At 41.0% G+C, this 22257-nt stretch carries 22 protein-coding genes; 3 read left to right on the forward strand and 19 right to left on the reverse strand.

Annotation, left to right across the window (positions count from 1 at the left end; all coding sequences use genetic code 11):
* Positions 1-41 precede the first annotated feature (41 nt).
* The 14 genes from J2Y03_RS24940 to hprK all read right to left on the reverse strand — a co-directional run bounded on the left by J2Y03_RS24940 (position 42) and on the right by hprK (position 12376).
* Entirely contained in the window at positions 42-1535 is a 1494-nt protein-coding gene (locus J2Y03_RS24940; RefSeq protein WP_310199514.1) for a tetratricopeptide repeat protein, read from the reverse strand.
* Between the two features lie 151 nt (positions 1536-1686).
* Positions 1687-2298 carry a bifunctional phosphoribosyl-AMP cyclohydrolase/phosphoribosyl-ATP diphosphatase HisIE gene (hisIE, locus tag J2Y03_RS24945; RefSeq protein WP_310199515.1) on the reverse strand — a complete coding sequence of 204 codons (612 nt, stop codon included), beginning with the start codon at positions 2296-2298 and terminating at the stop codon, positions 1687-1689.
* Positions 2295-3056 carry an imidazole glycerol phosphate synthase subunit HisF gene (gene hisF / locus J2Y03_RS24950; RefSeq protein ID WP_310199517.1) on the reverse strand — a complete coding sequence of 254 codons (762 nt, stop codon included), beginning with the start codon at positions 3054-3056 and terminating at the stop codon, positions 2295-2297. Before hisF ends, hisIE begins: the two co-directional genes overlap by 4 nt.
* Positions 3053-3781: a 1-(5-phosphoribosyl)-5-[(5-phosphoribosylamino)methylideneamino]imidazole-4-carboxamide isomerase gene (gene hisA, locus J2Y03_RS24955; RefSeq protein WP_310199520.1), complete on the reverse strand. Its 729-nt coding sequence runs from the start codon at positions 3779-3781 to the stop codon at positions 3053-3055. Before hisA ends, hisF begins: the two co-directional genes overlap by 4 nt.
* Positions 3778-4404, reverse strand: coding sequence for an imidazole glycerol phosphate synthase subunit HisH (gene hisH, locus J2Y03_RS24960; RefSeq protein WP_310199521.1), 627 nt, complete (start codon positions 4402-4404; stop codon positions 3778-3780). The genes hisA and hisH overlap by 4 nt, the downstream gene beginning before the upstream one ends.
* Positions 4405-4992 carry an imidazoleglycerol-phosphate dehydratase HisB gene (gene hisB / locus J2Y03_RS24965; RefSeq protein ID WP_132092860.1) on the reverse strand — a complete coding sequence of 196 codons (588 nt, stop codon included), beginning with the start codon at positions 4990-4992 and terminating at the stop codon, positions 4405-4407.
* 25 nt (positions 4993-5017) lie between these two features.
* Complete coding sequence (gene hisD / locus J2Y03_RS24970) at positions 5018-6289, reverse strand: histidinol dehydrogenase (protein WP_310199522.1); 1272 nt, start codon at positions 6287-6289, stop codon at positions 5018-5020.
* Positions 6290-6928, reverse strand: coding sequence for an ATP phosphoribosyltransferase (gene hisG / locus J2Y03_RS24975; RefSeq protein WP_310199523.1), 639 nt, complete (start codon positions 6926-6928; stop codon positions 6290-6292).
* Positions 6929-6930: 2 nt separating this feature from the next.
* Positions 6931-8094 (reverse strand): ATP phosphoribosyltransferase regulatory subunit, encoded by a 1164-nt coding sequence (locus J2Y03_RS24980; protein WP_310199524.1) that lies wholly within the window; start codon positions 8092-8094, stop codon positions 6931-6933.
* A 334-nt stretch (positions 8095-8428) separates the two neighbouring features.
* Positions 8429-8965, reverse strand: coding sequence for an acyltransferase (locus J2Y03_RS24985; protein ID WP_310199525.1), 537 nt, complete (start codon positions 8963-8965; stop codon positions 8429-8431).
* A 2-nt stretch (positions 8966-8967) separates the two neighbouring features.
* Positions 8968-9615, reverse strand: coding sequence for a pyrophosphatase PpaX (gene ppaX, locus J2Y03_RS24990; protein ID WP_310199527.1), 648 nt, complete (start codon positions 9613-9615; stop codon positions 8968-8970).
* Positions 9605-10558 (reverse strand): nucleoside recognition domain-containing protein, encoded by a 954-nt coding sequence (locus tag J2Y03_RS24995; protein WP_310199529.1) that lies wholly within the window; start codon positions 10556-10558, stop codon positions 9605-9607. Before J2Y03_RS24995 ends, ppaX begins: the two co-directional genes overlap by 11 nt.
* 19 nt (positions 10559-10577) lie before the next feature.
* Positions 10578-11408, reverse strand: a complete 831-nt coding sequence (gene lgt / locus J2Y03_RS25000) for a prolipoprotein diacylglyceryl transferase (protein ID WP_310199531.1) — start codon at positions 11406-11408, stop codon at positions 10578-10580.
* Positions 11409-11443: 35 nt separating this feature from the next.
* A complete protein-coding gene (gene hprK / locus J2Y03_RS25005) occupies positions 11444-12376 on the reverse strand; it encodes an HPr(Ser) kinase/phosphatase (RefSeq protein WP_132092884.1) in 933 nt (310 codons plus the stop codon).
* A gap of 250 nt (positions 12377-12626) precedes the next feature.
* On the opposite strand from hprK, the gene nagA reads away from it, so the two are divergent.
* Genes nagA through J2Y03_RS25020 form a run of 3 tightly spaced genes read left to right on the forward strand, consistent with a single transcriptional unit; the run spans position 12627 to position 15289 of the window.
* On the forward strand, positions 12627-13814 hold the full coding sequence (nagA, locus tag J2Y03_RS25010; protein ID WP_310199631.1) for an N-acetylglucosamine-6-phosphate deacetylase: 1188 nt from the start codon (positions 12627-12629) through the stop codon (positions 13812-13814).
* A gap of 5 nt (positions 13815-13819) precedes the next feature.
* Complete coding sequence (nagB, locus tag J2Y03_RS25015) at positions 13820-14545, forward strand: glucosamine-6-phosphate deaminase (RefSeq protein WP_310199533.1); 726 nt, start codon at positions 13820-13822, stop codon at positions 14543-14545.
* A gap of 21 nt (positions 14546-14566) precedes the next feature.
* The gene (locus J2Y03_RS25020; RefSeq protein WP_310199535.1) at positions 14567-15289 is read left to right on the forward strand and encodes a GntR family transcriptional regulator; all 723 of its coding nucleotides are present in this window, start codon (positions 14567-14569) and stop codon (positions 15287-15289) included.
* Positions 15290-15350: 61 nt separating this feature from the next.
* Here J2Y03_RS25020 and J2Y03_RS25025 read toward each other — a convergent pair whose 3' ends face one another.
* From J2Y03_RS25025 to uvrB, 5 genes are all read right to left on the reverse strand, one after another.
* The gene (locus J2Y03_RS25025; protein WP_310199537.1) at positions 15351-15710 is read right to left on the reverse strand and encodes a phage holin family protein; all 360 of its coding nucleotides are present in this window, start codon (positions 15708-15710) and stop codon (positions 15351-15353) included.
* A gap of 15 nt (positions 15711-15725) precedes the next feature.
* On the reverse strand, positions 15726-16841 hold the full coding sequence (locus J2Y03_RS25030; protein ID WP_310199539.1) for a DUF4097 domain-containing protein: 1116 nt from the start codon (positions 16839-16841) through the stop codon (positions 15726-15728).
* Between the two features lie 35 nt (positions 16842-16876).
* A complete protein-coding gene (locus J2Y03_RS25035) occupies positions 16877-17194 on the reverse strand; it encodes a magnetosome magnetite crystal formation protein family (protein WP_132092903.1) in 318 nt (105 codons plus the stop codon).
* A gap of 87 nt (positions 17195-17281) precedes the next feature.
* Complete coding sequence (gene uvrA / locus J2Y03_RS25040; RefSeq protein ID WP_310199542.1) at positions 17282-20158, reverse strand: excinuclease ABC subunit UvrA; 2877 nt, start codon at positions 20156-20158, stop codon at positions 17282-17284.
* A 7-nt stretch (positions 20159-20165) separates the two neighbouring features.
* On the reverse strand, positions 20166-22145 hold the full coding sequence (gene uvrB / locus J2Y03_RS25045) for an excinuclease ABC subunit UvrB (RefSeq protein WP_310199544.1): 1980 nt from the start codon (positions 22143-22145) through the stop codon (positions 20166-20168).
* Between the last annotated feature and the right edge of the window lie 112 nt (positions 22146-22257).

Below are 22257 nucleotides of genomic sequence, written 5' to 3' on the forward strand. Positions count from 1 at the left end.
TTAATCGTATAAAACAATTGTATTGAAGTCCATTTATCTGCTTATTTCAGATACTTTTTCACTAGTTTTACATATTTCCCTAATGTTGAGGGGGAAAGTCCATAGCGATTGGCTATTTCTTGCTGTGATACTTTTTCATTGCTAGTCTTATTCCAGACATATTCCATTGCCCCAGCCCAAGCACGCTTGTTACTCAAGTCCAGCTCAGACTTGGATATTTCTACAAATACCGAAAACCACATTAAATATAATCCTGATTCAACGGTTCCGATTGGCTGATGGATTTCATAAAGTACCTCAGCAATTTCCTGTGCATCTTTTATTACTGAAGGAGTTCCCGATTTTAGGAGAGACACATAATTCTTTTCCATTGTCGAAAGCTTTTGATTCTGATAAAAACGTTTAGAAGTAAAGATCTCCTCTACTTTTCCTGAAACAGATGCCAGGAATATGGCAAATAAACGTTCTTCGATATAATCACTTTCTAATTTTTGAAAAATTGAACCAGAGTGATCTTCAAATCCATTTGCAATAGGTTTTTCCAAATTCCAAGGTTCGAACCCCTCTTTATCAGGGTTATGCGCAAGTACTGTTTTCCAAATCGTTTTCGCAAAGCTTTCATGCTTGGTATGATAAGCCGAATAGGAAAGCCAATAATAATATGGACCGTCACCATCAAATCCATTTTTATATAGTTTTTTCAACCAAAAGTATGCAGAATCATATTCACCAACTAAAGCAAAGGTTGCCCCTAATTTAAATTGGTGGTCGATGAGCATTGGCTGAATTTTCTTTAAGGTATCCATTAAACGTGATACAGCGTTCGTTTTGCCCTGGTAATGAGCAAAAACTAACCGATTACACAATGCATGTAGATTTCCTGGATTTCTGTCTAATACATCATCGAGAATCGATTCTGCTTTTTTTGCTTTACCCAAATAAAAATAAGCGAGAGCTAAGTTGTTATAGGCAGACCAATATTCAGGGTATTCTTCCACAACATCCTTTAACAGCTCAATGGCTTTCGGAAAATAGCCAGATTCCAATAAATCACGAGCCTGCTCCTGCTTAATGATCAGATCATCCTGTTCATAAAGCTCATCTTCTAATCCCTCCGCCTCAAACGAAAGAAGCTCTAGAAGGTCTTCTGTATCTTCAATAAAATCACCGTTTGGCTCCAATTCTAAATACATATTTGCATGATGATAGGAATCTTTAAACAAACCCATATGAGCATAATTATTTGCTAAAAAATAATGGCATTCAGCCATTTCTTCATCAAGATCTTCAAGGATTAAATGCAAGAGACGATTAGAATTTTCAAACTCACCAAGTTCCGTTGAAACTATGGCAAGCTGACAGGTTATCATCGGTTCACCCGGCTCCAGCTGCATCGCCCGTTGAAGATATTTTTTAGCTTTTTTAAAATCACGGCGATGGTATGCCTTAATACCCTTCGTGAAATAATATTCCCCAGTCGGGACAAAGGACAAAATCTTTCCCTTTTGAATTCTTGCTTTCGCGTCTTTAACCATGGAGACCTCCATCTTTACAATAAACTAACTTATGTAGTATACCACAATCCCAACCTGTAGGAGAAGAAAATCAACCGTATGGAGTGAAATGGAAATAATGGACATACAAAAAACGCTGCATAACAGCGTTTTTTTGTATAAATGGTGCCTGTCACCGTTTATGTCTCTCTTCTAAAGTTTTCAAGACTTCTTTTAACGGTAGCCCCTGCTCGACTAGTAATACCTGCAGGTGGTAGAGGAGGTCGGCGGCTTCCCATTTTAGTTCTTCTTTGTCGCGGTTTTTGGCTGCGATAATGACTTCCGCGGCCTCTTCACCGACCTTTTTCAAGATTTTGTCGACGCCTTTTTCGAAAAGATAGGTGGTATAGGCCCCTTCTGGACGTTCTTTTTCTCGCTCAATAATAAGCTTCTCTAAGGATTGTAAGATTTGATAGTCTGCCAGACTTGAGCTTCTTTCTGTAATGCCCTCTGAGAAGCAACTTACTGCTCCTGTATGGCAAGCTGGACCTTTTGGCTCTACGAGCACAAGTACAGCATCCTGATCACAGTCATATTTCACACTTACGACAGACTGAGTGTTCCCGCTGGTAGCACCTTTATGCCACAACTCCTGTCGTGAGCGGCTGAAAAACCATGTTTCCCCGGTTTCAAGTGTTTTTGTCAAAGATTCCTGATTCATATACGCTAATGTTAATACTTCTTTCGTTTCGGCATCCTGAACGATCGCAGGTACAAGACCTTTTTCATCAAAACGAATATTCATCGGACACTCACTCCCTTCTCTTGCAAATAGCTCTTCACCTCATGTACGGATGTTTCTTTATAGTGAAAAATAGAAGCTGCTAGAGCGGCATCCGCTTTTCCGTTTACAAAAGCATCTTCAAAATGACCGGCATTTCCAGCACCGCCTGAAGCAATCACCGGAATGGTCACAACTTCACTTACCGCTTTTGTCAACTTGAGATCAAAGCCGTTTTTCTCGCCATCACAATCCATACTTGTCAGCAAAATTTCACCTGCACCTAATTCAGCAGCTTCTTTTGCCCATTCAATTACCTTACGATCCGTTGGTGTCCGGCCGCCATGTGTATAAACACGCCATGTCCCAAGTTCTTCGTCATACTTTGCGTCAATGGCGACGACAATGCATTGTGTTCCAAAGAAGTCAGCTCCCTCAGAAATTAATCCAGGGTTCAAAACAGCAGCCGTATTTAAGGACACCTTATCCGCACCCGCACGGAGAATGCGTTTCATATCCTCCAACGAATTAATGCCGCCTCCAACCGTAAAAGGAATCGCTAGCTCCGAAGCGACAGCCTTTACCACTTCGACCATTGTTTTTCGTCCTTCCACGGAGGCAGAAATATCAAGGAAGACAAGCTCATCTGCTCCTTGCTCATCATAAAACCTGGCTAATTCAACTGGGTCTCCGGCATCCCGAAGCTGAACAAATTGAATACCCTTCACTACTCTTCCTTCTTTTACATCAAGACATGGAATGATTCGTTTTGTCAGTGTCATTTGCTCACCTCACCAATTGCAAGAGCTTCCTTCAATGTAAATCGATTCTCATAAAGGGCTTTGCCAACAATTGCGCCTTTCACACCCTCAGCATTAAGTGCACGCAAATCGGCTAAACTGCTTACACCGCCGGAGGCAATGACATTTTTCCCTGTTACTTCAGCCATTTCGCATACAGCAGCAATATTAGGACCAGCAAGTGTCCCATCAGTGGCAATATCCGTGAAAATAAACGTATCGGCACCAGCATCCGCAAAGCGCTTGCTCAGGTCTACTGCTCTTACTTCTGAAGTGGTAAGCCAGCCATGGGTGGCTACATAACCATTTTTCGCGTCAATACCTACGACAATTTTCTCCCGATATTTTTGAATCATCTCAATCGCAAACTGCGGATTCGAAACAGCAATACTTCCAATAATCACTCGAGTAATGCCATTTTCCAAATAATGAAGGATATCTGCTTCAGAACGAATCCCTCCGCCAATTTGGACTTTTACCTTTAGCTGCTTGGCGGCTTCAATCACAAAGGAATCATTCACCCGTTTTCCATCCTTAGCACCATCAAGGTCAACCATATGAATCCATTCCGCACCGTCAGCCGCAAATCGCTTAGCCATATCAAAAGGAGAGTCACCATAAATGGTTTCCTTATCATAATCTCCCTGGAGGAGGCGGACGCAATTCCCGCCGCGCATATCAATTGCTGGATAAATGGTGAGTGTCATCGTACCGCCTTCCTTTCTTCAACTAATTTTAGAAAATTATTCAACAAGGCCATCCCTAACTTACTGCTTTTTTCAGGGTGGAATTGCATTCCAAAAATATTATCCTTGCCCACAACGGCAGACACTTCTTCATGATAATCTGCCTTTGCCAGCAGTACTTCGGAATTTTCCACACTTACATAATAAGAATGAACGAAATACACATAGTCTTCTTCTAACCCTTTTAATAAGGGGGACTCATTTACAAATTCAAGCTTATTCCAGCCCATATGAGGAACCTTATATGTTTCCCCTACCGCCGTCTTACCAGGAAAGCGGCGGACTTTGCCGGGTAATAATCCGAGCCCTTTCGTCAGACCATTCTCATCACTATCTTCAAACAAAAGCTGCATGCCTAGGCAAATGCCAAGCAGAGGTTTCCCACTTGCTGCAAACTCCTTAATAGTATCTACTTGTAATACCTTCATCGCGTCTCGGAAAGAGCCAACCCCTGGAAGCAATAACGCATCAGCACTCATGAGTTCTTCTTTGTTCCCTGAGATAAAATATTCTGCATTCAACCGCTCTAGTGCCTTACTGACGCTAAACAGATTGCCCATCCCATAATCGACAATGCCAATCATTTATAACATCCCTTTCGTTGACGGAACTCCTTTGATGCGGGGGTCTATTGTTGTCGCTTCGTCAAGCGCTCGACCAAGTGCTTTAAAAACAGCTTCAATCATGTGATGAGTATTTTGTCCGTAATGAACAATGACATGAAGGTTCATGCGAGCCTCTAGGGCAAGCTTCCACAAAAATTCATGAACGAGCTCCGTATCGAAGGTACCCACTTTAGCATTTGGGAACTCCGCCCTCATTTCAAGGTGTGGTCGATTACTGAGATCTACAACAACCTGTGCTAATGATTCATCCATTGGTACAAAAGCATTCCCATAGCGTTTAATCCCTCTTTTATCACCGAGGGCTTCGCGCAATGCCTGTCCTAAAACAATTCCGATATCCTCTGTAGTATGATGGTCGTCTACCTCAATATCCCCTTTTGCATCCACGGTAAGGTTAAATTGTCCATGTTTCGCGAATAAATCGAGCATATGGCTCATGAATGGAACTCCTGTTTCCAGTTCAGACTTTCCTTCGCCATCAATATCTAATGACAAACTGATTTGAGTTTCATTTGTTTTACGTTCAATGCTTGCGTATCTTTCCATAAAAGGGACCCCCCAGCAATATAAATTATTGATTCTTAAGTCTCAATTCGACTGCACGCGCATGGGCTTCAAGGCCTTCCATGCGGGCAAACTTTGCGATTTTTTCTCCATTATCTTTTAAAGCTTTTTCACTATATATAATTACACTTGATTTCTTTTGAAAATCGTCGACATTCAGTGGACTTGAAAATCTAGCCGTGCCATTGGTTGGCAGGACATGGTTTGGTCCAGCAAAATAGTCTCCCACCGGCTCGGAACTATACCGGCCGATAAAAATGGCGCCCGCATGACGGATTTTCCCAAGCAGCTCTATCCCATTTTCAGTCAAGATTTCAAGGTGTTCTGGTGCCAGCTGATTAACCGTTTCAACTGCTTCCTCTATGGATGAAGTCACATAGATGACACCAAAATCTGCAATCGATTTAGAGGCAATATCCTTACGTGGCAATTCTGCCAATTGTATCTCCACTTCGACAGCTACTGCTTCGGCTAATAAATTTGAAGGAGTAATAAGGACACTGCAAGCACGCGGGTCGTGTTCTGCTTGAGATAACAAATCAGCAGCAACCTCATCGGCTCGTGCGGAATCATCGGCAATAATCGCGATTTCGCTAGGACCAGCAATCATATCGATATCAACATCTCCGAAAACCTCACGCTTCGCCAACGCGACATAGATATTGCCTGGACCGGTAATTTTATCAACAGGGGCAATCGACTCTGTTCCATAGGCAAGTGCAGCAATGGCCTGAGCTCCGCCAACTTTATAAATTTCTTTCACACCTGCTTCTTTCGCTGCAACAAGCACGGCTGCTGGAAGTTTCCCATCATTACTTGGCGGTGATACCATTACGATTCTTTTCACCCCTGCCACCTTTGCAGGAATAACATTCATAAGCACAGAGGAAGGATAGGCTGCTGTCCCCCCCGGGACATAGACACCAACAGAATCAAGGGGAGTTATTTTTTGACCAAGGATACTGCCATTTTCTTCGGTCGTCATCCACGAAGGGCGTAGTTGTTTTTCATGGAATCTTCTGATATTTCCAGCTGCTTCTTGAACAATTGAAATAAACTCAGAATCAACATTCTCATATGCTTCCTCAATTTCACTTTCTGTTACCGCGAAAGTCTCTAGTTTCACTCGGTCAAATTTTTCCGTATACTCTCGTAACGCTTTGTCACCATTAGTGCGAATATCCGAAATGATATTTTTAACAACGGCTAACTGTTCAGCTGTACCAGATTCAATTGACCGTTTGATTGAAATTAGGTCACTCACTTTAACTATTTTCATTTACTTTCCCTCCAAGGAAACAACACCGCTTAATCTAGTAACCATATCGTTAATTCGCTGGTCTTTCATTCGGTAACTTACAGGGTTGACAATCAGCCTTGATGTGACATCTTTAATTCTTTCATATTCAACAAGTCCATTTTCGACAAGTGTTCTTCCGGTCGAAACAATGTCAACAATCCGGTCAGCTAATCCAATTAATGGTGCCAGCTCGATGGAACCATTTAATTTGATAATTTCTACTTGTTCACCCTGTTCACGAAAATAGGCTGCAGCAACATTCGGGTATTTGGTGGCTACTTTTGGAGCAACATCATTCATAGCTGTACCTGGGAGCCCAGCAACTGCCAAATAACAGGAACTGATTTGTAAATCCAGGAGTTCGTATACATCTCGTTCTTCCTCAAGTAATACATCCTTACCTGCGATCCCGACATCCGCAACGCCATGCTCGACATAAGTAGCGACGTCCATTGGTTTTGAAAGGATAAAACGCATGTTTTCCTCTTCAACATCGAGAATTAATTTCCGTGAATCATCGAACTCGGGTGGAAGGTTGTAGCCTGCATTCCGCAGTAAAACTAAAGCCTCTTCAAAAATTCTGCCTTTTGGCATCGCAATCGTTAATTTCGTACTCATCATTAAGCCCCCCCAATTAAAAAGGTGGTATTGGCAAATTTCTTCGTAAAGGCATCAAGATTCTTAACGCCGTTAATATCCTGAAGGACAATCTTTTTTCCCTCGGCTTTCATTGTTTCGGCCAATTGAAAGGCTTCCTTGCGTCTTTCTTGACTGAAAAAAATACACTCCACTGGCGTGGTAACCTCTTGTGTGCCCATTGCCTCTAGAAGTCTATCGAGCCTAACAGCAAAACCAGTGGCACTCGCATTTTTTCCGAATTTTTCTATCAATCCATAACGGCCGCCATTTCCAATCGGAAAGCCAACATTCCCTGCATAGGCCTCAAATAAAATTCCTGAGTAATAACTCATATGGCTCATAATCGTAAAATCAAATTTCACATAATCCTTAAGACCATAGTCGGTAATAACCTCCCACAATTCCTTAAGCTGGATAAGCGATTCTTTTCCATAGCCATTTTCAATGATATCGAGTGCTTTCCCAATGATTTCTTCGCCGCCTCTTAACTCTAAAAGCTGAAGCAGCCGCTGTTTATCAATGGAAGATAGAGAATAGGAGTTTACTTGCTCACGATAGCCAACATAATTCTTTTCATATAAAAACCGTCTTAGTGCGGTTGCACGTCCATTGGTTCCTAAGATTTGCATAAATAATTCCTGTGCGAAGCCGATATGGCCAACAGATACTTGAAATTGACTCAGCCCAGCTTGTTTTAACGAAGATGCAAGCAATGCGATTACCTCGCCGTCACTTGAAACAGTATCATCATTTATATACTCCACACCGATTTGCTCAAACTCTGCAGGTCGTCCTCCCTCCCGCTGTTGTGCGCGGTATACGTTACCGGAATACGCCAATCGCAGTGGAAGATCATTTTCTAAAAGCCGTGAAGCTGCTACCCTGGCAATCGGCGCAGTCATATCCGGACGAAGCACGAGGGTATGACCATCTTTATCAAGTAATTTGAAAAGCTCCGCATCAAGGATAGCAGAGGCGGTTCCCACTGTTTCATAGTATTCTAGGGTAGGTGTATCAATAAATTGATATCCCCACTGTTTGATGGCTTCCTCCATCAAGGTCCGGACGCGATGCTTTTTTTCATATAACTCCGGAAGCGTATCTCTCATGCCTAAAGGCTTTTCAAACATAAATAAACGGCTCATCCAAATCATCCTTTATTTTCAGAATCCTTTAGTTCGCTAATGCGCTAATAAATTAAAGTTTACCTTTTCGCGGAATATTCGTCAACCGTAATATCATTACTTATGTAAAAAAAGGCCCGGTTCGAAAACCAGGCTTCCATTTAATTTTTAATTGTATTGCCATGAGGCTCTTTTCTTAAACTTTGTTGATTTTGGAACAAAATTTAAGGATTGTGCTAAGTTTCCGCAGGAAAATAGAATAAATTTAATAAGAAAAGAGCCTGCAAACTAAATTCTAAAGCGCCAAATAACTATTTCCACGTTAAAATCGGCTTTAAGATTTTAACAACAATCATTACGAAAACTGCCTGCCATAAATCGGATCTTCAGCCCATCGTTTTTCCATTTCTTCTTTTGTATAGATAATCCGCATTGGGTTGCCGCCGACAAATGCACCAGCCGGGACGTCTTTATGTACTAGTGTTCCAGCGGAAACAATAGCTCCGTCACCAATCGTTACCCCTGGAAGGACGGTTGAATTTGCACCAATCATCACTTCACTTCCAATATTCACAGGACCGAGACGATATTCTTTTATCAAATATTCATGAGCAAGCAGCGTTGTATTGTAGCCAATAACCGTATTACGTCCTACACTGATTTTCTCAGGGAACATCACATCCGGCATGACCATTAAGGCAAAGGATGTTTGCTCGCCGACCTTAAGTCCTAGGAAAGTGCGGTAGAGCCAATTTTTCATTCCGAGGAATGGAGTGTACCTTGCAAGTTGAATGACAATAAAGTTTTTAACAACTTTCCAAAAAGGGACAGTTTTGTAAACATGCCACAAGGAGTTTGCGCCTTCAACAGGGTAGCGGCTGGTATTCCTCATCCTTATTTCTCTCCAAGAATCGTTAATAGGTCGGACATGTTCTCTAACATGTAATCTGGTTCATATTTTGCAAGATATTCCCTGCCCTTGATGGTCCAGGCTACACCTGCCGTTTTCGTCCCTGCATTTTTACCAGCAAGCACATCATGGTAATTATCTCCTACCATCATGGCCTCTTCAGGCTTTGAATTTAACTGTTCCAGTGCAAAATAAATTGGTTCCGGATCTGGCTTTACGTTTTTCACATGATCGTAAGCCACTACTACATCAAAAAACGTATCAAGCTTCATTAAATGTATACCTTTAAGCGCAACATCGTGACGCTTGGTCGTAACAATACCTAGCTTGTAGCCTTTTTCCTTAAGAATTTGTAGAGTTTCAACGACCCCTGCAAATTCCTTCACCATCAAATCATGGTTTGCGATGTTGTAGGCGCGATATTCTAGTACCATTTCCTCCACTCGGTCGGGATCCATGTTACCAAAAACCTCATGAAGGGTTGGACCTAAGAATGGCAGGACATCTTCTCGTGCATAATTGCCTGGATAGTATTTTTCAAGTGTGTGTAAATAGGTTGAAATAATTAACTCATTCGTATCAATCAACGTTCCATCTAAATCAAATAAAATTGTATTAATATTACTTTTCATAATTTGGTTCTGCTCCTTTTCTACTCATGATACCTGACCGCCTCCAGAAGAATCCGACAATCAAGGTTACGGCGATGGCGACTCCCAACCGGATCAAAAAGAGCGGCCAGACTGGTATTCCAAGCGGAATAAAGATTAGCGTATCTTCTACTACCGCATGGCAGGACATTAGAAAAAGAAAAGCCAGGGTTATATCCCTTTTGCTTACTCCATCTTCTTCCACTGCCTGGATCACAACTCCCGCACCATAGGCAAGACCAAATAACAAGCCCGCAGCCATCGTGGTAGAAGTATTTTCATTCATTCCTAGGCTCCTAGTAACAGGAGACATTCCCTGCGAAAATTTATTTAACCATTGCAGGTCCTTTAAAATTTGGATGACAATCATCAGCGGGATGACAATCATTGCTAACTGCAGGATACCCAGTCCGGCTTTTTCAAGCGCTGTGAGTAAAATGGCACCTATTCCTGATACTTGCTCTTCACTTCCCGCCTGTATCAAACCATATTGAGCTTTCTCGCCGCCTCCATGCCAAACAAGATTAATGATAATCGCAGAGGCAAACGCAAGTCCCAGCCGGGTAACGAGGACAACCCAAAGCTTAATTCCAACTTTCATAGCAACGCCCGACTCTACAATTAAATTATGAGAAAATGAGAGCATAACAGCTAAGATAAAAACTTCTTTTACCGTAAAATCAAGTGTTAAAATGGCGCCAATCGCAGCATAAAGATTGAGGAAATTCCCTATGACGAGTGGAATGGCTGCGTCTCCAGATAAACCAATCAGCTTCATCATGGGTGCAATTTTCTCAATCACCCAAGGTAAGATGGGTGTATACTGGAGCAAAGCCACAATAAGGGTTACCGGAAAAATAATTTTCCCTAAGGTCCATGTTGTTCTTATCCCCACCTGTAAGCCCTTTTTTATTGAGTTAATCATTTCTCCAAGATCTCCTTTATTAATTCGTAAATGCTTGATTATTTTTGTCTAGGTATCGTTCTTTCGCAAGGTTTTTCTTTCTACGGTAAATCAGAATCAGAACAGCACCAATAATCAAAACGATTGAGATCGTTTGTGCCATCCGTAGACCGCCGATCATTAAACTATCCGTTCTTAGACCTTCAATGAAGAAACGTCCTACTGAATACCAAATGACATAGGACAGGAATAACTCTCCACGACGTAAATTTACACGGCGCAGTAAAATTAACAGAATAAATCCAACGATATTCCAGATTGATTCGTACAGAAAGGTTGGATGATAGTAGGCACCATTTATATACATTTGATTAATAATAAACTCAGGCAGCTGCATGTTTTCGAGGAACGACCTAGTAACTTCGCCGCCATGAGCCTCCTGATTCATAAAATTTCCCCAGCGTCCGATAGCTTGACCCAAAATAATACTTGGTGCTGCAATATCAGCAATCTTCCAGAAAGAGATTCCACGTTTTTTTGCAAAAACATAGGCGGTTACGACCGAACCAATTAAGGCACCGTGGATGGCAATACCGCCATTCCAAATTTGAATGATTTGCCCTGGGTGCTCAGCATAATAGCCCCACTCAAAGATAACATAATATAATCGTGCTGAAAGAATCGCAATCGGGATCGCCCAAAGCATTAAATCTGCAAATGTATCCTTTGGAAGCCCCCTCTTATCCCCTTCTCTAATAGCTAGAAATAACGCAAGTGCTAAACCAGAACCAATAATTAGTCCATACCAGTGGACTTGAATAGGACCTAAGGCAAAAGCGATTGGATCAAGCGGTTGTATCGATGAATTCATACCATTTCTCCTTCCACATGTATGTAGGTATTTATTTAATCCTCATGGTCTCCTTCTTCAATGACATCAGATAGACGATCTGTAAATTGCTGTGCAGCGTTAACACCCATTTTTTTCAATCGATAGTTCATTGCAGCCACCTCAATGATGACAGACAGGTTTCGTCCTGGACGGACTGGAACTGTGATCTTGGTAACTTCCGTATCAATGATTTTCATCTTTTCTTCATCTAAACCAAGACGGTCATATTGCTTGGTGGAATCCCAATTTTCTAGGTTAATTACCATGGTAATTCGTTTATTACTGCGCACTGCTCCAGCACCAAAAAGAGTCATGACATTAATAATGCCTAGTCCGCGAATTTCTAATAAATGCTCAATTAAATCTGGAGAAGTTCCAACAAGCGTGTCTTCGTCTTCCTGGCGAATCTCTACACAATCATCTGCCACAAGACGGTGCCCGCGTTTTACAAGCTCCAAAGCTGTTTCACTTTTACCCACACCACTTTTTCCAGTAATTAATACGCCAATCCCGTAAATATCCACTAAAACTCCATGTACGGCCGTTGTTGGGGCTAACTTACTCTCTAAAAAGTTCGTAAGCCGACTAGAAAAACGAGTGGTTTTCATATTCGTACGCAGTACTGGGACAGATTCACGCTCTGCGGCTTCAATCAGCTCTTCTGGTACTTCTAATCCCCTTGTAATGATAATGGCAGGCGTGATGTCGGTGCATAACCGTTCCATTCTTGACATACGTTCATGGTCGGACAATTCCGCAAAGAAGGACAGCTCCGTTTTTCCTAATAGCTGGATTCGTTCAGCAGGATAATATTTGAAATATCCAGCGATTTCAATTCCCGGTCTCGAGATATCACTTGTAGTAATCGGACGATTAATTCCTTCCTCACCGCTAATTAATTCCAGATGAAATCTCTCATAAAAATCCTTTGTGCGTACCTTTGGCAAATGATTTCCTCCTTATTGAACAGCGTAAGCGACTTAGGCGCTAACAGCTAAACAGTTATCAATCTAAAGTTTGTTTCAATTTCTTCTTATTTTAGCACTATTTATATTCCATACCAACTTGTAAGTTATTCGAATACTACAATCTTTATTTAATGGGAAAATAAATAAGAATACAACTTCTAGCTGGTATAGACAACTATTCCACTGGGGACTATAATGAAATCAAAGAGGTATTTTATTTGAAATGGAGATGAAGATTTTGAGCCTACTTTTAATGGTACATGGCAAGGCTATTCTAGAAAATGAAGTAGCAGAATCTATCTATATTTTTATTGAAAATGGAAAAATCAAAGAGCTAGGTCCGATTAATAATCTTCCTTCTCACTTAAGTAATGTTGAGAAAATAGATATCCCTACGAATCAAAACGTTGTTCCAGGCTTTATTGACGTCCACATTCATGGTGCAGCGGGTGCGGACACAATGGATGCAACCATTGATGCGTTAGAAACGATAGCAAAAACACTTCCTGCGGAAGGCACAACAAGCTTTTTAGCCACAACTATTACGCAAAAACATGAAAATATTGAAAACGCCTTAAGAAATGCGGCAGGTTATCTTAAAAGCCATAATACTTCTGGTAAGGCAGATATTCTTGGTGTTCATTTAGAAGGTCCGTTTATCAACGCTAAACGTGCGGGTGCACAACCGATGGAATACATTGTTACCCCTGATATTGAATTATTTAAGCAGTGGCAAGAACTTGCTGAAGGAAACATTAAATTGGTTACAGTTGCCCCAGAAGTTGAGAATGGGACAAACTTTATCTCCTATTTACATGAAAATAACGTAATTGCTTCTATCGGGCACTCTGACGCAATTTATGAAGAGATGGAAAAAGCCGTACAAGCAGGAGCAAAACAAGTGACACATTTATTTAATGGAATGAGAGGAATCCACCACCGTGAACCTGGGGTGGCAGGTTCAGCCCTTCTTTTTAAAGAATTAATGGTTGAACTGATTGCCGACGGGATTCATGTAGTCCCTGAGGTTATGAAGCTGGTAATCAATGCTAAAGGAACAGAAGGCATGATTTTAATAACGGATGCGATGCGGGCAAAATGTCTAAAAAATGGTATCTATGATCTTGGTGGACAAGATGTATCGGTTGCAGATGGCAAGGCGCTTCTCGCAGACGGAACACTGGCGGGCAGTATTTTAAAAATGAACGATAGCTTAAAAAATATTCTTGAAGCAGCAGATCTTTCACTATCTGAAGCTGTTCAAATGGCAAGTGTGAATCCTGCAAAACAATTAAACGTTTATGATCGTAAAGGAAGCATTTCTTTAGGAAAAGACGCTGATTTAACAATTCTTACTAATGACTATCAAGTTGAAATGACATTTTGCCGTGGAGAACTGGCATTTAAAAAGGGGTAATGAAATTGAAACTAATTCGTACAGAAAATTATAAGGAAATGAGCTTAGAAGCTGGGAAAATCATCGTAGAAAAAATCCGCTCTAACCCTGCTATAACGCTGGGATTGGCTACAGGAAGCACTCCAAAAGGTGTATATGAGTATTTAATCCATGACTGTGTGGCAAATGGTACCACTTATAGGGAGGCAAAAACGGTTAATTTAGATGAATATATTGGGCTTCCTGCGAAAGATTCTAATAGCTATCATTATTTCATGAGTCAGAGTTTATTTAATCATTTAGATATTAACGAAGATCATACTCATATTCCAAATGGAACTGCTGCCAATTTGGAACAAGAATGTCTGCGCTATGAAGAGCTAATAAATGAGCTAGGCGGAGTTGATCTCCAAATACTTGGTATTGGTCAAAACGGGCATATTGGTTTTAATGAACCAGGAACTCCCTTTTCCAGTCGGACACATCTCGTCACCCTTGCACAAAATACAAGGGAAGCCAATTCAAGATTTTTCAACTCCATTGACGAAGTCCCAACACATGCGATAACAATGGGAATTGCCTCCATACTTGAAAGCAAGGAAATTCTTCTACTCGTATCAGGAGGAAATAAGGCGGAAGCACTTCTCAAGTTAATAAACGGAGAAATAAGTGAAGATTTCCCGGCATCTGCCTTAAAGAACCATAACAATGTCATTGTGATTGCTGATCGGGATGCGTGTAAATATATCTAGTGCTCGCAAGGAGTGTTCACGATGATTAATAAAAATTCACCGGTTCCAATCTATCATCAACTAGAAGAATACATTAAACAGCAAATAGAAAATGGTATTTTAGAGGAAGAAGCAATCATTCCCTCCGAACGGGAATATGCGGAAACACTTCAAATAAGCCGGATGACAGTCAGACAGGCCATTAGTAATTTGGTATCAGAAGGTTATTTGATGAGGCAAAAAGGCAAAGGAACCTTTGTTAATAAGAAAAAGGTTGAAAAAGAACTTCTAGGCATGACTAGTTTTACGGAGGACATGCTTTCAAGGGGAATGAATCCGAGCAGTACCCTTTTATCCTTTCAAATCATTCCTGCTGACAACAAATTAGCTCTAGACCTTAGGATTGAAGAAAACGGATCTGTTTATAAAATTAAGCGGATTCGTTTAGCTGATGGGGCTCCAATGGCACTAGAAACTGCCTTTATTCCGGTTGAAATCGTTCCAGGATTGACGGAAGATAATAGTAACCTCTCCCTTTACCAATATATTGAGGATAATCTTTCTCTATCTATAAGTGAAGCGACTCAGGAAATCGAAGCATCGATTGCGGATAGTCGTAACGCAGAAGCATTGGCCATTAATGAAGGTGACCCTATCCTGTTGATTGAACGTATTTCTTATTTGCAGAATGGGACGCCTTTTGAATTGGTAAAATCGACTTTCCGAGCCGACCGTTATCGCTTTATTCATACTATGAAAAGGTAAAAAAGCAATTGGACTGACCATGAAAAATAAAACGAAGCAAGAGGCTAAGCCGCTTGCTTTGTTATTTTTCCTTGGAGGATTTAAGAATGGTTTTATCCAGAACCAGAGTTATAATCGACATGATTACTGCTGCTAATAATGCCATCCCAAAGCCTGCAATTTCAAACGCGTCGCCCATTAAATAATCAGTTATCTCAAGGGTTAGTGCATTAATGACAAACAGGAAAAAACCTAATGATAAAATTGTTGCAGGCAACGTCAAAATAATGAGTATCGGGCGAACAATAATATTTATGATCGATAATAAGGAGCTTGCTCCCAGTGCAGCCGCAAAGCCTTCGAGTACAAAGCTTTCAGAAAAATATCCCGCTATTGCCATGAACAAAACGGCATTTATTAAGATCCCAATCAACCATTTCATTTATCAAATCTCCTATTATTTGCTTACCTCATCCGATTTATGAAGCGTAATTGATCCCGTTTTCGTATCGACAAAAATCTTTAACATGCGGTCAGGATGATTGACCGATTGGAAGCGAAGCATTTTTTGAATCATTTCGCTCTTTTCTTCTAGAACCTGGATTCCGTCAAGTTTAATATTAAAACCACCAAGGTTTGTCTTTAGCTCTCCACTAGCAGCTACCCCATCAGGAATAAACAAGTCAATCCCGCCTGTAGTCGCTTTAGCAGCAATTAATTCACAGCGGTTTCCAGTTAGGTTATAGGTGGTATTCCCATTTAATGTTTGCGTTTCCACCTTTCTAAAATCACCATCAAGCTTAATCGCACCGTTAATCGTTTCCACTTCCAAATTATCAATAGTACTTGTTTTTAGTGTAATATGCCCGTTTGCCGTTTCAATTTCAGCCTTTTTCCCATTTAGACGAGTAAGTTCAATCTTTCCATTGGCCGTTTTCATTCGTAAATCACTAATCGTTAATTCTTCACTTGATATCGGACCATTAAACAGTCTTACACGAACACGTTCATATTCAGCCTGAGGAACAAACACCACTGCATCGACTTTCATCCATTTCTGCTGTGTCATAAACCGCAATTTTTGCCCATCAATCGCAAACAAGACATCCTTCAAAAAGTTTTCCCGGGCCTGATCTGAGTTATCAACACGATAAACCTTTGCCTGACATTCAATCCGGACATCGTTTTGATCCCATGGAACAAGCTTAAGGGACCCATTGGCGAGATCAATATCCATATCTCGTAAGTAAACATCGCCTTGATGAAAGATGTGTGAGATTTCCACGGACTGACCGAAGTTCAAATCAAAATCAAGGTCCTTAATTTTTTTCAGTGCAGTATCAACAAAATCAAAAATTTTATCCTTTGCCCTATGCGTTTTGCTATAAGTTGTTTCTTCTTTCTTTGCCTCTTCAAACTTAAAAGCCGTTGAGATCTCGTTCGCAATTTGTTCCTGCTTCTGTTCCATCGTTTGCCCAGCCTTTTCTAGCTCTTCGAGTAGAGTCAAGGCTTCATCAACATTCAACTTTCCTTCTTCGACCATCTTTAAAATCCTTTTTCTTTCTTCCTTCATCCTTATCCACTCCAATAAAAGTTTTTTTTAAAATCCTATTCCATCGTGAGGGCTTTTACGCCTTTTATTACATTCCAGATTGTGACAATTAGAGTAACTAAGACGATAATTCCTGCTGTGACAAGTGTAAAAACAGGAATAGCTTCATTGTTTATAGTATTTATATCACTAAATATAGCGAATATTAGCAGCGGAACTGGTATAAGTGGAATTACGTGAGATAAAAATGCTTTTTTAGCATGGCTTTTTGTTACATCATCTCCGGAAGCTAACATCACGACAAGCGGAAAAAGAATTCCAGCAAAAAAAATACTAAAGTAACATAAACCAGATAGGACCTTTCTAGTATCCATTTCCATCACTCCCTTTACCGGTTATTTACGTATTTGAATGAAGAAAGATTCAATTTTTATCAATAAAAAAAGCTAAAACCCAAGGTTTTAGCTTTTTGCAATTGTTTCTTTTTCTAAGATTAGTTCCTTCATTCGCAATCGGTCACGCTCTAAGACGGGTTTTAAATATTTGCCTGTATAGGATTCAGGTACTTCTGCGACCTTTTCTGGTGGTCCTACCGCAACAATGGTTCCACCTTTGTCCCCGCCTTCTGGCCCGAGATCGATAATATAGTCTGTTGTTTTGATGACATCTAAGTTGTGCTCGATTACCAAAACAGTGTCGCCAGTCTCAACTAGCCGCTTGAGAACGACTAGCAACCGTGAAATATCATCGACATGAAGACCAGTTGTCGGTTCATCCAGGATGTAGAAGGTTTTTCCATTTGAACGGCGATGGAGCTCTGATGCAAGCTTCACACGCTGCGCCTCACCTCCTGAAAGGGTTGTTCCAGGTTGCCCTAATTTAATATACCCTAGACCAACATCATAAATCGTCTGCAGCTTCCGACTGATTTTTGGAACGTTTTCGAAAAACTGGACAGCCGCCTCCACAGTCATATCTAGAATTTCAGCAATGTTTTTCCCTTTATATTTCACTTCAAGAGTTTCACGGTTATAGCGCTTTCCATGACATACCTCGCACGGAACATAAACATCAGGCAGGAAGTGCATCTCAATTTTGAGTATCCCATCCCCCTTGCAGGCCTCACAGCGCCCGCCTTTCACATTGAAACTAAACCGTCCCTTTTTATAGCCGCGGACCTTCGCTTCATTTGTTGTTGCAAACAAATCCCGAATATCATCAAAGGCACCAGAATAGGTTGCTGGATTGGAGCGCGGTGATCTTCCGATTGGTGATTGGTCAATATCAATGACTTTATCTAAATAATCAATACCCTTAATATCTTTATGTTCTCCAGGTTTTGTTTTGGCGCGATGAAGTTTATGTGCAAGAGATTTTTGTAGAATTTCATTAATTAGTGTACTTTTCCCAGAACCAGAAACACCAGTAACTGCAATAAACATACCTAAAGGAAGCTTTACATTTACGTTACGCAAATTGTTCTCGGAAGCCCCTTTTATTTCAATATATCTACCGTCCGGCTTTCGTCGCGTGAGAGGTAATGGTATAAACTTCTTGCCAGATAGATACTGCCCAGTAAGCGAATTCGGGTCGGCTAGTACTTCTGCAGGTGTTCCCGCAGATATAACTTGTCCACCGTGCACTCCTGCCCCTGGTCCAATATCAATTAAATAGTCAGCTGCCATCATGGTATCTTCATCATGTTCAACAACGATTAACGTATTTCCAATATCCCGCATATGTTTAAGGGTTTCGATTAAACGATCATTATCACGCTGATGAAGTCCAATCGATGGTTCATCTAAAATATAGAGAACACCTGTTAACTTCGAACCAATTTGAGTTGCCAAACGGATTCGCTGCGCTTCCCCTCCAGAGAGAGTCCCTGAAGCCCGTCCTAAACTTAAGTAATCTAGTCCTACGTTCAAAAGGAAACCAATGCGCTCATGAATCTCATTAAAGATCATCCTACCTATTTGCATTTCTTTTTCGGATAACGATATTTCATTAAAAAACTGATAGGTTTCTTCAATAGATAAATCCGTTATTTGGGAAATATGACGCCCAGAAATAAGCACAGCTAAGCTTTCTTTTTTCAAACGATTGCCCTTACATGTTGGACATGGCTGTTCCCCCATGTATTTCTCCATTTGCTCACGAATATAGTCAGAACTTGTCTCCTTGTAACGGCGCTCTACATTACGGATGACGCCCTCAAATTCAATATTCCCTTCACGAATTTGTCCCCAATCATTCTCATAACGGAAATAGATTTTGTCTCCTTTTACCCCGTAAAGAACTTTTTCGATAAGATGTTGGGGAATGTCTTTATACGGCATGTCCATATCGACACCATAATGATTGCAAACAGCCTCAAGCAGTTGTGGATAATACTGTGAACTCGTTGGCTCCCATGGGGCTATCGCGTGCTGCTTCAAGGATAAATCCTTATTCGGTATGACAAGATCAACATCCACCTCAAGCTTGGAGCCTAGTCCATCACACTCCGGGCAGGCACCAAAAGGACTGTTAAACGAAAACATCCGCGGTTCTAATTCTCCGATTGAGAAACCACAGTGAGGACAGGCATGATTCTCACTAAACAGGAGTTCCTGATCACCAATGACATCAACAATTACTTTTCCTTCTCCAAGCCTTAATGCCGTTTCAAGAGAGTCCGCTATTCTTGCAGAGACGCCTTCTTTAACGACAATACGGTCAATAACGACCTCTATCGAATGTTTTTTATTTTTATCTAATTCAAATTCATCACCAAGGTCGAGCATTTCTCCGTCTACGCGGACACGAACAAAGCCTTGTTTTTTTATATCTTCTAATACTTTGACATGCTGACCTTTACGTCCGGTAATAACCGGTGCAAGAATCTGCATTTTGGTTCGTTCTGGATATTCCATAATTCGGTCGACCATCTGTTCAATTGTTTGCGAAGATATCTCAATATTATGGATTGGACAGGTTGGCCTGCCAACACGTGCATATAGTAAACGCAAATAATCATAGATTTCCGTCACTGTTCCTACGGTTGAACGGGGGTTCTTGCTTGTTGTTTTTTGATCGATCGAGATTGCCGGAGATAATCCTTCAATGGAATCGACATCCGGTTTATCCATTTGTCCTAGGAATTGGCGTGCATAGGCCGATAGTGATTCCACGTAACGGCGCTGCCCCTCTGCATAAATTGTGTCAAATGCAAGAGAGGACTTTCCAGAACCAGAAAGTCCAGTTAAAACAACAAGCTTATCCCTCGGAATGGTGACATCTATATTTTTTAAGTTATGGACTCTGGCACCTTTTACAATCACTTTATCCATCACCATGGCTACGTCATCCTTCCGCTTTTAACTCTAATAATAAATCACGAAGCTCGGCAGCACGTTCAAAATTAAGCGCTTTTGCTTCTGTTTTCATTTCTTTTTCCATCGTGGCAATTAGCTTATCTTTTTCTTTCTTCGACATCTTACCAAAGGATGCTGATGGTTTGTAGTCTTCCTGTTCCTCCGCAGCATGAGTGGCACGGATGGATTCACGAATTCCCTTTTGAATCGTCATTGGCGTAATGCCGTGCTTCTTATTATATTCTTCTTGGATTTTGCGACGCTCTCTTGTTACATTAATCGCTATTTCCATTGAATTTGTCATTTTGTCAGCATACAAGATGACATGACCATTAGCATTACGAGCGGCACGACCGATGGTTTGGATCAATGAACGTTCCGAACGGAGGAAGCCCTCTTTATCTGCATCGAGAATGGTAATAAGTGAAACTTCAGGGATATCGAGCCCTTCTCTAAGCAGGTTAATCCCTACGAGGACATCATACTTTCCGAGCCGCAGCTCGCGGATTATTTCAATACGTTCTAGAGTTTTCACTTCAGAATGCAAATATTGAACTTTAATACCAATTTCCTTCAGATAATCCGTTAAGTCCTCCGACATTTTCTTTGTTAGAGTCGTAATCAATATACGTTCATTCTTTTTTATACGCTCGTGAATTTCAGCGATAATATCGTCGATTTGTCCTTCAATTGGACGAATTTCAATGGTTGGGTCAAGTAATCCAGTTGGCCGAATAATCTGTTTAACCATTTCTGGAGTATGCTCAAGCTCAAATGGCCCTGGTGTTGCTGAAACAAAGATTGCATTGTGAATATGTTTTTCAAATTCATCAAAGGTCAACGGTCTATTATCAAGTGCTGACGGAAGACGGAATCCGTGGTCAACAAGCACCTGTTTCCGTGCTCTATCACCATTGAACATCCCTCTTACTTGTGGCAAGGTCACATGAGACTCATCGACAATCATTAAGAAATCCTCTGGAAAGTAATCGATTAACGTATATGGTGTTGAACCCGCAGGTCTAAGTGTTAAATGCCGGGAGTAGTTCTCGATTCCAGAACAAAAGCCCATCTCGCGCATCATTTCAAGATCATAACGCGTTCGTTGTTCGAGCCGTTGTGCTTCTAGCAATTTATTTTCTTCTCGAAGTACTTCAAGACGTTCTTCAACTTCTTTTTCGATATTTTCAATGGCCTTCAGTAGTTTTTCTTCTCCGGTGACGAAGTGGGAAGCCGGGAAAATGGCAACATGCTCACGTTCACCAATGATTTCACCAGTCAGCGCATCCACTTCACGAATTCGTTCAATTTCATCACCAAAAAATTCAACCCGCACGCAATGTTCATCACGGGAAACGGGAAAAATTTCGACTACATCACCGCGAACACGGAATGTACCACGCTTAAAATCAATATCATTTCGTTCATATTGGATATCAATTAACCTATGTAGTAAATGATTGCGCTCAATTTCCATATCTCTCCTGAGCGAAAGTACCATTTTACTGTATTCTTCTGGTGAACCTAGACCATAGATACAGGATACACTGGCAATGACAATAACATCTTTACGCTCAAATAATGAAGAGGTAGCTGAGTGGCGTAGCTTATCAATTTCATCGTTTACGCTAGAATCCTTTTCTATAAATGTATCTGTCGATGGAACATAGGCTTCAGGCTGAAAGTAATCATAGTAACTGACAAAATACTCAACTGCATTATTTGGAAAAAACTCCTTGAATTCGCTATAAAGCTGCCCCGCTAAAGTTTTATTATGAGCAATCACAAGCGTCGGCTTATTTATTTCTTTGATTACATTGGAAACAGTAAATGTCTTACCAGTTCCGGTTGCACCGAGCAGCGTCTGATAGCGCTTGTTCTCTTTAATGCCTTGGACTAACTGGCGAATTGCTTCCGGCTGATCACCCTGGGGCGAGTATTTCGACACTAATTCAAATTGGTCCTTCACAAAATTCCCTCCCGATAATCAATCACTTTCTAGCTTTTAAACATACAAAAAGCCGGGATGGTGCTGGAAAGTGTTCTTCTTAGATCTAATAGTATCATTCTAACACAATATC

The sequence above is a fragment of the Neobacillus niacini genome, assembly GCF_031457145.1.
In the GTDB taxonomy this organism is placed as follows: domain Bacteria; phylum Bacillota; class Bacilli; order Bacillales; family Cytobacillaceae; genus Neobacillus; species Neobacillus niacini_J.